Raw genomic sequence first — 12092 nt, forward strand, 5'->3', positions numbered from 1 at the left:
GTAAGGGCGGAACCCTAAGCAGCCGTTACCGCAGCAACGGATATGTACTCAATCTACCTAACCCCCTCACAGGCCTAAAGCGACACAAAGCGTTGCGTAGAGACCTATGGCTATCACAGCCAACCCAGCTCCCACATTTTTACCGTGCCCGCTTGAGCTGTAGGAGGCCTGTAGGACGCGGCTGACAATGCAGTAAGCGCCTTGCCCGGCTGCCTACGCTTACGTCAGAATCCGCCGGCTTGTGCGCTTGGGTCTGGAGTTCTAAGGTTCGCCGGTCACTGAATTTCTCGGTGATCGGGTTTAGTAGCCCGACTGTTGGACACTCTTAGTGCATGAGCCTCATCTGAGTTTGATGGCGGCTGTGCGTAGGGCACCTTCGGGTGCGCCGGCTTTGAGTGTCCACCGGTCTACTAACCTGCGTACAGCTGCCACCCTTCGTTTAGTAGCGATACGGCGGCGGCCTATTCCAGGACGCTTAAATGATCAAAGAAACTGAAAAACCGCCAATCACTCTTTTCACCATTACGCCTGACACCCCAACCGAAACCCTGTTGATCAACAGCTACGAAACCGTGTGCTCCGTCAGCACCTTGTTGCTCGACCTGTCCGACGACCTCACCGGCAAACACCGCGATCTCGCCCTCGCCATTCACCAACTGAGCGAGCTATCCGTCTTGATGGTCGGCACAGCCATGGACCAGCACACACCGCGAACCTAAAGCCCTGCTCGGTCAAAAATGTGGGAGCGGGCTTGCTCGCGAACGCGTTGTATCAGCTACAAATAGGCTAACTGACCCACCGCATTCGCGAGCAACCCAGCTCCCACATTTTGACCGTGCCCACTTAAGACCCTCGCTGTCATCTACGCCCCCTGCTAGATTGGCCATTCACCATCGTCAGGGAAGCACCATGGCACACTCACTGAAAATTCTCGGCCGCACGTCCTCCATCAACGTGCGTAAAGTGCTCTGGACCTGCCAGGAACTGGGCATCGACTACGTGCGCGAAGACTGGGGCATTGGCTTCAAGCCCACCCAGTCCGCCGAATTCCTCGCCCTGAACCCCAACGCCCAAGTGCCGGTGCTGATCGACGACCACGGCGTGTTGTGGGAGTCCAACACCATCTGCCGCTACCTCATCGGCCTTTACCAACGCACAGACCTGCTGCCCGCCGAACCCGCGCCACGCGCGCGGGTCGAGCAATGGGTGGACTGGCAAGCCACCGAACTCAACCGCGCCTGGGGCGATGCCTTCACCGCGCTGGTGCGCAACAACCCGGACGGCCTGGACGCCACGCAGATTGCCGCCGCCGTGCAGGTGTGGAACGACAAGATGGGCCTGCTGGAACAGCAGTTGGCCAACACCGGTGCTTATGTCGTCGGGGATGAATTTACCCTCGCCGATATCCTCATCGGCCTCTCGGTGCACCGCTGGCAGAGCACGCCCATGGAACGCCCGCCCTACCCCGCGATTGCAGCGTACTACCAGCGCCTCAGCGGGCGCCAAGGCTTCAAGACCTTTGCCCTCGACGGCCACAACTGACACAAGGACTCACCGTGAACGGACTCAACGTACTGCTGACCGGCGCCTGCGGAAGAATCGGCAAGACCTTTTTCGAAGCCTCGAAGGAGCGCTACCGCTTCACCCTCACCGACCGCCTCGCACCGGATTTCGATGTCGGTGAACACCGCTTCGTGCACGCCGACCTCAGCGATAAAACCCGCCTCGCGGCCCTGCTGGATGGCATCGACGTGATCGTGCACCTGTCGGGCATCCCCCACGCCAGCGCGTCGTTCGACGCGTTGCTGCCGAACAATATCCTCGCCACCACCTACCTGTTCGAAGCGGCCGTGGCGGCGGGCGTCAAGCGCCTGGTATTCGCCAGCAGCGCGCAGACCATCGAAGGCTACCCGGTGGACCGCCAAATCACCCCAGGCATGCCGGTGATGCCCGCCAACCTCTACGGCGTGAGCAAATGCTACGGCGAGGCACTGTGCGGCTATTACGCGGCGAAAACTCCGCTCTCCACGATTGCGCTGCGCATCGGCGCCTTTGAGTTCACCGAAACCCACGAGCTCAATAATGCCCGCGACCTCAGCGCCTGGCTCAGCCCGCGTGATGCCGTGCAACTGCTGCAACGCTCGGTGGACGCTGAAGGGGTGAAGCACCTGATCGCCCACGGTATTTCCAATAACCGCTTCAAGCGCCTGGACTTGAGCGAGACCACGCGGGTGCTGGGCTATCAACCGCTGGATGACGCCTTTGAGACCTTCAAGATCCCCATCACCTATTGAGCCTCTGCGCCATAAAAGCGTGAAAGCTGACACCCGGGCGCAATAAATCGGCGAATGTTTGGCCTGCCGCACGCAACTTCACAAGCGCCGATTTCCGTTAGCCCGCTAAGATTCCAGCTCACTGCCCCTGGAATCTGCCCATGTCGACACTCACCGCCTCAGCCACGGACGGCATCGACCCGATCCGTGCCGCCCACATCAGCGCGCGCATCGACCGCCTACCCGCCGTCGCCACTCTTTGGCGCCTGGTGGCCTTGCTGTCAATCGGCGGCTTTTTCGAGCTGTATGACCTGTTCCAGACCGCCTACATCAGCCCCGGCTTGATCAGCGACGGGATTTTCCACACCGGCAGCGAAGGTGTGTTTGGCTTCTCCGACCAGGCGGCGTTTGCCTCGGCGACCTTTCTGGGCCTGTTCCTTGGCGCCAGCCTGCTCAGCCCCATCGCCGACCGCTTCGGGCGCCGGGCGATTTTTACCTTCGCGCTGATCGGGTACACCGTGGCGACCGTGCTGATGGGTATTCAAACCTCCGCGCTGGGCATCATCTGCATGCGTTTTCTGGTGGGCATCGGCCTGGGCATCGAGCTGGTGACCATCGACGCTTACCTCTCGGAACTGGTGCCCAAGCGCATGCGCAGCTCGGCGTTTGCGTTCGCGTTTTTCATTCAGTTTCTGTCGGTGCCGGCGGTGGCGTTGATGTCGTGGTGGCTGGTGCCCCAGGCGCCGTTCGGGGTGTCCGGCTGGCGCTGGGTGGTGCTGAGCAGTGCCGTGTTTGCGTTATTTATCTGGCAACTGCGCAAGCGCCTGCCGGAATCACCCCGTTGGCTGGCGCAAAAGGGCCGCTTTGACGAAGCCGGGCAGATCATGGACAGCCTCGAAGCACGCTGCCAACGCGATCACGGCAAACCGCTGGATGAGCCCGTACCCGAAGCGGTCAGCGTGCACGGCAGCGGGCGTTTTGCGGATATCTGGCAACCGCCCTACCGCCGCCGGGCACTGATGCTGATCGTGTTCCATGTGTTCCAGGCCATCGGCTTTTTCGGCTTCGGCAATTGGTTGCCGGCGTTGTTGTCGGGTCAGGGCGTGAGCGTGACCCATAGTTTGATGTACGCCTTTATCATCACCCTCGCCTACCCGCTGGGACCGCTGCTGTTTGTGAAGGTGGCCAATCGTTTTGAAAACAAATGGCAAATCGTCGGTTCGGCGATGGGCGCGATGGTCTTCGGCAGCCTGTTCGCCCTGCAAACCACCGCGGTGGGGCTGGTGATCTGCGGGGTGATGATCACATTCTGCAATGCCTGGCTGAGCTTCAGTTACCACTCCTACCAGAGCGAATTGTTCCCGACCAATATCCGCGCACGGGCGGTGGGGTTCTGCTATTCGTTCAGCCGCTTGTCGACGGTGTTCAGCAGCCTGTTGATCGGGTTCATTCTTGAGCATCTGGGCACGCCGGGCGTCTTGGCGTTTATTGCCAGCAGCATGTTGATCGTGATGATCACCATCAGTTGGTTCGGGCCGCGTACGCGTAACCTGGCGCTGGAGAATATCGCCCACTGACGGCAACGCTTGGCCGCCGGCAGGACAACGCTTGCCGCGACGGCCGCGCCAGCCCCCGTAAAAGCGCGGATTTGGCACTCGGCATGCTATTTGCTCCAGCTGTCGCACCGAACACATTTACGCAGGTGACCGATCATGCTGGTTAACAATAACGCCCAAGCCGTGTCGACCGTCGAAAAGCTCAAGCGCACCGACATGGACCCCGCCAACGCCGCTGCCAGCACGCTGTACAGCGGTGCCGTGCAAGCGGCTCAGCAAAGCGTCACCGTGCCGGCCGCGCAGCAGGACCTGAACAAGGCCAACGACCGAATCGACGAAGCCTTCGCCAAGACCCGTGTGCAGTTGCAAGCCACGACGGCAGCACCTACGGCGGCAACCGACATACCGGCAGCGGGCTCGACCACCAGCACCGCGCGTGCGGATTTCACCGACTACATGAGCAAATCCCCGGCGGAACGCATCCGTGAGCAATTGCTCAAGGAGCAGGGTTTGACCGAAGCACAAGTGCAGGCAATGCCGCAGGAAAAACAGGACGCGATTGCCAAGCAAGTGGCTGATCGCGTGAAGCAGCAGCAAGATCAGCAAGTAGCGGCGAAAGCCACTGACCCGGCGCAGGCGGTTAAAGAAACCCTGGCGGCGATTTAACAGACACCGCTGATCACAGGTGGGCGCTGGCTGGCCCGAGATGCAGAAACCCGGGTGTATCAGGTACACCGAGTTGATGCGATCGCAGGCACGCCAGCGCCCACAGAGGTTGGGTTAGCACGGCGGTAACGTATCTACTGCAATTGCAGGGTCGAGTTGAACTGACTGATCGCATCCACCACATGCCGTGACCCTTCCTGAATCTCCAGGATCACCTGCCCCGCCTCATTCGCCAGTTCCACCCCCAGCCCGGTGCGGCTCAGGCTCGACTGCATGCTCGACACTGCGCTCAGCGACAGGTCGTGGTTTTTGCGCACCACATCGACAATCTCCACGGTTGCCTGGCTGGTGCGCGCTGCGAGGCCGCGCACTTCGTCGGCCACCACCGCAAATCCACGCCCATGTTCGCCCGCCCGCGCCGCCTCAATCGCCGCGTTGAGCGCGAGCATATTGGTTTGTTCGGCAATGCCACGGATGGTCTGCACGATGGCGCCGATGATGTCTGACTGTTTGTTGACCGCGTCGATGCTTTGGGCTGCCTGATTCAGGTCGCTGGAAATCGCTTCGATGATCTGCACGGTTTGCTGCACCACCTCCGAGCCCTTGCGTGCGCAGGCATCGTTTTGCACCGAGGTGGCGTGGGCCGAATCGGCGGCGGTGCGCAGGGTGGTGACCTGATCGGTGATGTCGCTGGCGAACTTCACCACTTTATACAGGCGCCCGTTGGCGTCGAAGATCGGGTTGTAAGAGGCTTCCAGAAACAGGGTTTTGCCGTATTTGTTTTTCCGCTCAAAACGATGGGAGTGATATTCGCCACGGTTGAGCGAGGCCCAAAAAGCCTTGTAAGCCGGGGAGTCCACTTCACTGCGCTGGCAGAACAGGCTGTGGTGCTGGCCGATGATTTCTTCGCGCGAATACTGCACCGCACGCAGGAAGTTATCGTTGGCATTGATGATCTGGCCTTGAGGGGTAAATTCGATCACCGCCATGGAGCGGCTGATGGCGTCGATCAGGCTCTGGTTCTCGTGTTCATGGTGAACCCGTGCGGAAATGTCCGCGGCGACTTTGATCACGCTCTGCACCTGATTGTCGCTGCCCAGCACCGGCATGTAGCTGGCTTCGAGCCACACCTCCTCGCCGTGCTTATTCAGGCGCATAAAGGTGCCGCTCAGGGCTTCGCCCCGCGCCAGGTCGCGCCACAACTTGGCGTAGGGCTCGGTGTGGGTGTAGGCCTCTTCGCAAAAGATGCGGTGATGTTGGCCGCGAATCTCCTCGACGTTGTAGCCCATGGTTTTGCAGAAGTTCTCATTGGCGTCGAGGATCACGCCGTTGCGGTCGAATTCGATCATCGCCATGGAACGGCTGATGGCGGCGAGCTTGGCGTTGGCTTCGGTGAGCGCACAGGAAAAACGTTGGATTTCTTGCAGGTCGGATTTGTGATGGCGGTTGAACATGATCAGATCACCCTTGATTCCCGGCGCCTGAAAGGCGCATTCCATTCATGTGTTGGACAGTGCTGGCTAACCTTCATGGGCAAATAACCATCCGAAACGCTGTATATGCCAAACGTCATCAACGGTCTTGGATCAGCATAGACAGGGCGTGGCGCTATGCAAGGCCACTAATCAGCCAGCATTTTTAACAACGCACTGACGGCCATCGAGGGTGAACGGGTGGGTGAACCGACCAAGGCAAATTCGCGGTGCAATGGGACGCTCAACGGCATCACACGCAGGCCATTGAGCTGGGGTGGCAACGCCATCTGAGGCACCAGCGTGACGCCGACGCCTTCGCGCACCAGGCTGTAGGCACTGCTCCATTCGCGCACTTCCACGCGGATATCGCGCAGGGTCAGCCCCGCCAATGCGCCCAGGCTGCGGGCATTGGCGGTGCAGCCACCGGTAGCCAGCACGAAGGGTTGCTGGAGCAATGCCTCAAGCGACACCGTGGCATCGGCCGGGCGCTGCGCGATGGGATGGTGGGTCGGCAGCACCGCCATCCAAAAGTCACGCCCCAACACCGTGGCGTTGCGCGCAGGCTCGGGGTTGAGCACCACGCCCAGGTCGATCAGCTCGGCATCGAGCAAGGCGTGCACTTCGCTGTCGGTGACATCCAGGGTGGTGATCTCGATACCTGGGTGCAACTGACGAAAACGTTGCAGCAACGGCGTCAGAAAGGTCGCCAGCACCATCGGAAAACTGGCAATGCGAAGGCTCCCACTCAGCAATGGTCGAGACTCATCCACGGTGGTGCGAATGGCCTGCAATGCACCCATCATCACCCGCGCGTGCTCGATCACCCGGCCTCCCAGGGCGGTAGGCAGGGTCTTGCGCGGTTCACGTGTGAACAGTTGCGCACCCAAGGCTGCCTCCATGGAGGCCATGGCTTGGCTGGCAGCGGACTGGGTCATGCCGACCCTTTCGGCGGCGGCCGTGATGCTGCCGTGGTCGGCCACCGCCACCAGCAAACGCCAGTGCATCAGGTTCATCATGGCAGTAGCTGTCCTTATGGGTGGCGTCTGAAGGTTTAATTTTACGCAAGGTGCCACGCCGGCGAGACTGGCGCAAATCAACCACACCCGATCAGGAGCCACCCTGCATGAAACTGTACTTTTCCCCCAATGCCTGTTCTCTCGCCCCGCATATCGTGTTGCGCGAATTGGCGTTGCCGTTCGAGCTGGTGCGGGTCGATAACCAGGCCAAAACCACGGCCGACGGCGACGATTTCCTGCAGATCAACCCCAAGGGCTATGTGGCGGCGCTGCAACTGGACAATGGCGAAGTGCTGACAGAAGCCAGTGCGATCCTGCAGTACCTGGCCGACCTGAAACCCGCCGCGCACCTGGCCCCGGCCAATGGCAGCTGGGAACGCGTGCGCTTGCAGGAGTGGCTGAACTTTATCGCCAGCGAGGTTCATGGCGGGCTGGCGATTTTCTTTAACGACGCGATTCAGGGCGACCTGCGGGCGATGTTCGTGGCCAAGGTGCACAAGCGTTTTGCGATTCTGGTGCAAACGCTGGAGCGCCAGGACTACCTGTTGGGGTCGCAGTATTCGGTGGCGGACGCGTATTTGTTCGTGGTGCTGCGCTGGGCGGGGTTGCACGCTATTGACCTGCAACAGTGGCCGGCGTTGGCGGCGTTTCAGCAGCGAATTGGCGAGCGGCAAACAGTTATCGCGGCCCTGGCCGCCGAAGCCTGATGGCCTGAAATGCAATTAAAAATGTGGGAGCGGGCTTGCTCGCGAAAGCGGAGTATCAGCCACCGAATGTTTCGACTGATACACCGCATTCGCGAGCAAGCCCGCTCCCACAGTTGAACGGCTTTGTTTTAGAGAAAGCGTTTCATACCGCTAGCGTCGAGGCTGCTGCGTTGGCTGCCGAGAATCCATGATCTGAAATGCAAATAAACAGGTGGGAGCGGGCTTGCTCGCGAAGGCGGAGTGTCAGCCAACGAATGTTTCGACTGATACACCGCTATCGCGAGCAAGCCCGCTCCCACAGTTGAACGGCGTTGTTTTAGAGAAAGCGTTTCACACCTCTAGCGTCGAGGCTGCTGCGTTGGCTGCCGAGAATCCATGATCTGAAATGCAAATAAACAGGTGGGAGCGGGCTTGCTCGCGAAAGCGGAGTGTCAGCCACCGAATGTTTCGACTGATACACCGCATTCGCGAGCAAGCCCGCTCCCACAGTTGAACGGCGTTGTTTTAGAGAAAGCGTTTCATACCGCTAGCTTTGAGGCTGCTGCGTTGGTTGCCGAGAATCTATGATCTGAAATGCAAATAGACAGGTGGGAGCGGGCTTGCTCGCGAAAGCGGAGTGTCAGCCACCGAATGTTTCGACTGATACACCGCATTCGCGAGCAAGCCCGCTCCTACAGTTGAACGGCGTTGTTTTAGAGAAAGCGTTTCATACCGCTAGCTTTGAGGCTGCTGCGTTGGTTGCCGAGAATCTATGATCTGAAATGCAAATAAACAGGTGGGAGCGGGCTTGCTCGCGAAGGCGGAGTGTCAGCCAACGAATGTTTCGACTGATACACCGCTATCGCGAGCAAGCCCGCTCCCACAGTTGAACGGCGTTGTTTTAGAGAAAGCGTTTCACACCGCTAGCGTCGAGGCTGCTGCGTTGGTTGCCGAGAATCTATGATCTGAAATGCAAATAGACAGGTGGGAGCGGGCTTGCTCGCGAAAGCGGAGTGTCAGCCACCGAATGTTTCGACTGATACACCGCATTCGCGAGCAAGCCCGCTCCTACAGTTGAACGGCTTGGTTTTAGAGAAAGCGTTTCATACCGCTAGCGTCGATCAAGACGCTATGGGGCCTTGAGCACAATCTGCTGCACATCGACTTTTTTCGGGATCAGGCCGTTGGCGAAGAACAGGTCGGCGGTGCGCTGCTGGTTCGCGATGTCGATGGCTTGCAGTGAGCGGATCGGTGCGGGCGAGCGGTGCTCGAAGTAGCTTTTGACCACGGCCGGTGGCAGGCCCAGGGTCTTGGCCATCAACGCGATGCTTTGCTCGGGCTGGTCCAGGGACAGGCGCTGCGCCTTGGCCAGGGTGTTGATAATCGCCCCGACGGCCTGCGGGTGTTGCTGGGCAAACGGGCGGCTGACCACGAAGAAACTGCCGGCCGGATTGAGGCCTTGGCCGTCGCCCAATACGCGGGCGGAACCGTCCACTACCGCGGCCGAGTAGTACGGGTCCCACACCACCCACGCGTCGACCTTGCCTTGCTCAAACGCGGCACGCCCGTCTGAGGGTGACAGGTACACCACGTTCACATCCTTCCATTGCAAGCCGGCGCGCAGCAGGCTTTTGAGGAACAGGTTGTGGGCGCTGGAACCTTTGAGCAGTGCCACCCGCTTGCCCTTGAGTTCGGCCACGCTTTGAATCGGGCTGGTTTTAGGCACCAGCACCGCTTCGGTCTTGCCGTCGTTCGGCTCGACGGCAAAGTACTGCAAATCAATGCCGGCGGCCTGGGCGAAGATCGGCGGGATGTCGCCGATATTGCCGATGTCCAGGCTGCCGCCATTCAGCGCTTCGATCAGCGGCGGGCCGCCGAGGAATTCGATCCACTGCACCTGGGTGCCGGGCAGCGCTTCTTCGAACAACGTGTGCTCACGGGCCAGCACCATGCTGACCGAGCTTTTCTGGTAGCCGATGCGCAACGTGGAGGGTTCGGCTGCCAACACGTGACCGGCAACCAGCGAGAGAACGACCGCAGCGAGGACTTTCAGCATCAGAGCGCTCCCTTGACCTTGGCCGCGACATCCGCGGGCACCCATTGTTGCCAGACTTGCGGCTGCTCTTTGAGGAACGCCAGCGCAACTTGGCGCGGTTGTTCACGCTTCTCGCTCATCTGCGCGAGGATGCCGTTGAGCAAGTCGATCGGCAGGTCGACTTTTTCAAAGAACCTGACCAGTTGCGGGTACTGCGCCTTGAACGGCGCCGACACGCCAATCGCCAGGTGCGCGGGCATCGAGCGGGTGCCGATGGGGTGCGGGTTGTTGGCGTCGGCCAAGGTTTTCCAGGCGTCGGCGTTGAACGCCGGCTCTTCCAGCTTGATCAACTTGAAACGCCCCAGCAGCGGGGTCGGCGACCAGTAGTAGAACAACACCGGTTTGCCACGGCGGATCGACGAGGCCACTTCGGCATCCAGCGCCGCACCGGAGCCGGTGCGGAAGTTAACGAAGGTGTCGGTCAGGCCATAGGCCTTGAGCTTCTGGCTGTTGACGATTTCCGAGGTCCAGCCGGTGGGGCTGTTGAGGAAACGGCCTTTGCTTGGGTCTTCGGGGTCGCGGAACACGTCCTTGTAGCGCGCCAGGTCGGCCACAGATTTGAGGTCCGGCGCCAGGGGTTTGATGCCGCGTTCTGCATCACCTTTGATCACATATTCAGGCACCCACCAACCTTCCGTGGCGCCTTTGACCGTGTCGCCCAGGCCGAAGACTTTGCCTTCGGCTTCAGCCTTGACCCACGCCGGACTGCGCCCGGCCCACTCTTCGCCGATCACCTGAATATCGTCCTTGGCCAGCGCGGCTTCCAGGCTCACGGTGCTGCCGGGCAGCGTGTCGGTGGGCAAGCCGTAGCCTTTCTCGACGATCAGGCGCAGCACTTCGGTGATCAGGCTGCCGCTTTCCCAAGTGATGTCGCCGAAGTGGATCGGTTTGACCGCTTCGGCGGCCTGGGTCGGCGAGGTCAGCACAGCGAGCGCCAGTAGCGAGCCACCGAGCAGGTTTTTTAGTGTTCTCATGAGTAGCCTCTTGGCGGTTCGATTTACACATATTCAACGTGGGTACGATCAATGCGGCGGTTCATTCCCGGCCCAGCCGCAGGCAACGGTTGAGCGCACGGGCCATGTAGTCGCTGACCGAGCGCTGGGAAATCCCCAGTTCGGCGGTGATCTCGGGGTAGGTCAGGCCATTGAGTTGCGACAGCAGGAAGGTCGCCTTGACCTTGGCCGGCAAGCCGTCGAGCAACTGGTCAACGGCTTGCAGGGCCTGGAGTCTTTGCGCGAGGTCTTCGGGCGACGGCACGGTGCTCGTTTCGTCGTTAGCCAGGGCGTCGAGGTAGGCGCGCTCCAGGTCGCGGCGCCGCCACACTTGGTACATCAGGCGCTGGGCGATGGTGGTGAGCAAGGCGCGCGGCTGTCGAATCGGCAGCACGCCCGGCGCGCTCAGCAGCTGGGTGAAGGTGTCAGCGGCGATGTCTTCGGCGTGAGCACGGGAGTCGAGGTGACGCTGCAAACGGCTGCACAGCCAGTCGTAATGACTGCGGAACAATCCGCCCACGTAATCGCTGTGAGAAATGTCGGCGCCGGACATAGTGGCTCCATCTAAGTAGGTTGCACGTTATGTCCGGCGTTCCGGTGGAGCGATCCTAGCAAGGCTGCTTATTCTTTAATAATATTTAAAAGGTATTTTTATATAACCTTATTGAAGCTTTGAATAGCCGATGCTGGCGGCCCGTTGCTGGTAGTCCAGCAGCACCTGATAGTGATCTTCACTGGCCGGCAGGACTGCCTGGATCCCCAGCGTTTCGACCACGTCGGGTAACTCCTGCAACGCCAGGTTCATCGCCTCACGAATCCGCGTGACCTGCTGATCGCTCAGGCTCAACGGCCCGATGTAGGGCAAGGTCGGGCTCGGCGCGCTGTGGGTGACAATGCGCAGCCCGGCAACTTCCTGCGGCGCGAAACGGGCGAGGTAGTCGTAGGTGACGCTGTCGATGGCGGCAAGATCAGCGCGGTCTTCGCGCAGCCAACGCAGGCTTTCGCGGTGAGCGCCGCTGAGGCCGACGCTGGCGAAGAAATGGCCGTCGCGTTGCAACGGCGCCAGGCGTTCGCGCAGCAGGTTCATGCCGCTGTTAGAGTCGTGGCCGTTGAGCACGCCGCGGCTGTTGTAGAAGTCGGCCAGCTGGGTGCGCGGGTTGTCGTTGCGGGTCAGCAGCAGGCTGCAATGCTCGCCATTGCTGCTGTGAGCCAGCGCATAGTGCGGGCGACCGATCACACGCACCTGGCCGCGCAGTTGAGTCATCAGTGGGTAGCCGCACGTTTGCGTGACGAGCAGCTCGGGGGCCCGCCACAGGCTGGGCAGGTCAAGGTG

General features: G+C 60.5%; 12 protein-coding genes and 1 pseudogene. 6 read left to right on the top strand and 7 right to left on the bottom strand.

Going from position 1 to position 12092, the window contains the following annotated elements; genetic code table 11:
* Window positions 1-479 precede the first annotated feature (479 nt).
* The 5 genes from A7D21_RS32605 to A7D21_RS32625 all read left to right on the top strand — a co-directional run bounded on the left by A7D21_RS32605 (window position 480) and on the right by A7D21_RS32625 (window position 4495).
* Complete coding sequence (locus A7D21_RS32605; RefSeq protein ID WP_069553717.1) at window positions 480-719, top strand: DUF6124 family protein; 240 nt, start codon at window positions 480-482, stop codon at window positions 717-719.
* A gap of 190 nt (window positions 720-909) precedes the next feature.
* Window positions 910-1542, top strand: coding sequence for a glutathione S-transferase family protein (locus A7D21_RS32610; RefSeq protein WP_069553718.1), 633 nt, complete (start codon window positions 910-912; stop codon window positions 1540-1542).
* Between the two features lie 14 nt (window positions 1543-1556).
* Complete coding sequence (locus tag A7D21_RS32615; protein ID WP_053257673.1) at window positions 1557-2294, top strand: NAD(P)-dependent oxidoreductase; 738 nt, start codon at window positions 1557-1559, stop codon at window positions 2292-2294.
* A 140-nt stretch (window positions 2295-2434) separates the two neighbouring features.
* Complete coding sequence (locus A7D21_RS32620) at window positions 2435-3850, top strand: MFS transporter (RefSeq protein WP_053257674.1); 1416 nt, start codon at window positions 2435-2437, stop codon at window positions 3848-3850.
* Window positions 3851-3985: 135 nt separating this feature from the next.
* Window positions 3986-4495: a hypothetical protein gene (locus A7D21_RS32625; protein ID WP_069553719.1), complete on the top strand. Its 510-nt coding sequence runs from the start codon at window positions 3986-3988 to the stop codon at window positions 4493-4495.
* 134 nt (window positions 4496-4629) lie between these two features.
* Here A7D21_RS32625 and A7D21_RS36770 read toward each other — a convergent pair whose 3' ends face one another.
* From A7D21_RS36770 to A7D21_RS32635, 3 genes and pseudogenes are all read right to left on the bottom strand, one after another.
* Window positions 4630-5199 carry a methyl-accepting chemotaxis protein gene (locus tag A7D21_RS36770; RefSeq protein WP_371859251.1) on the bottom strand — a complete coding sequence of 190 codons (570 nt, stop codon included), beginning with the start codon at window positions 5197-5199 and terminating at the stop codon, window positions 4630-4632.
* A pseudogene (locus A7D21_RS36775) lies at window positions 5173-5994 on the bottom strand (PAS domain-containing protein); the annotation flags it as partial. The gene A7D21_RS36770 and the pseudogene A7D21_RS36775, both read right to left, overlap by 27 nt.
* A 122-nt stretch (window positions 5995-6116) precedes the next feature.
* Entirely contained in the window at window positions 6117-6986 is an 870-nt protein-coding gene (locus A7D21_RS32635; protein WP_053257676.1) for a LysR family transcriptional regulator, read from the bottom strand.
* Between the two features lie 107 nt (window positions 6987-7093).
* Here A7D21_RS32635 and gstA point away from each other — a divergent pair, with 107 nt between their 5' ends.
* Window positions 7094-7693 (top strand): glutathione transferase GstA, encoded by a 600-nt coding sequence (gene gstA, locus A7D21_RS32640; protein ID WP_069553720.1) that lies wholly within the window; start codon window positions 7094-7096, stop codon window positions 7691-7693.
* A gap of 1108 nt (window positions 7694-8801) precedes the next feature.
* Here the strand turns inward: gstA and A7D21_RS32645 are convergent.
* The 4 genes from A7D21_RS32645 to A7D21_RS32660 all read right to left on the bottom strand — a co-directional run.
* Window positions 8802-9728, bottom strand: coding sequence for an aliphatic sulfonate ABC transporter substrate-binding protein (locus tag A7D21_RS32645; protein WP_053257678.1), 927 nt, complete (start codon window positions 9726-9728; stop codon window positions 8802-8804).
* Window positions 9728-10741 (bottom strand): ABC transporter substrate-binding protein, encoded by a 1014-nt coding sequence (locus A7D21_RS32650; protein WP_053257679.1) that lies wholly within the window; start codon window positions 10739-10741, stop codon window positions 9728-9730. Before A7D21_RS32650 ends, A7D21_RS32645 begins: the two co-directional genes overlap by 1 nt.
* 61 nt (window positions 10742-10802) lie before the next feature.
* The gene (locus A7D21_RS32655) at window positions 10803-11312 is read right to left on the bottom strand and encodes a sigma-70 family RNA polymerase sigma factor (RefSeq protein WP_053257680.1); all 510 of its coding nucleotides are present in this window, start codon (window positions 11310-11312) and stop codon (window positions 10803-10805) included.
* A 108-nt stretch (window positions 11313-11420) separates the two neighbouring features.
* Window positions 11421-12092, bottom strand: a 672-nt coding sequence (locus A7D21_RS32660; RefSeq protein WP_069553721.1) for a phosphate/phosphite/phosphonate ABC transporter substrate-binding protein, incomplete at its 5' end; no start/stop codon positions are given.

The sequence above is a fragment of the Pseudomonas sp. AP19 genome, assembly GCF_001728855.1.
Classification (GTDB): domain Bacteria; phylum Pseudomonadota; class Gammaproteobacteria; order Pseudomonadales; family Pseudomonadaceae; genus Aquipseudomonas; species Aquipseudomonas fluorescens.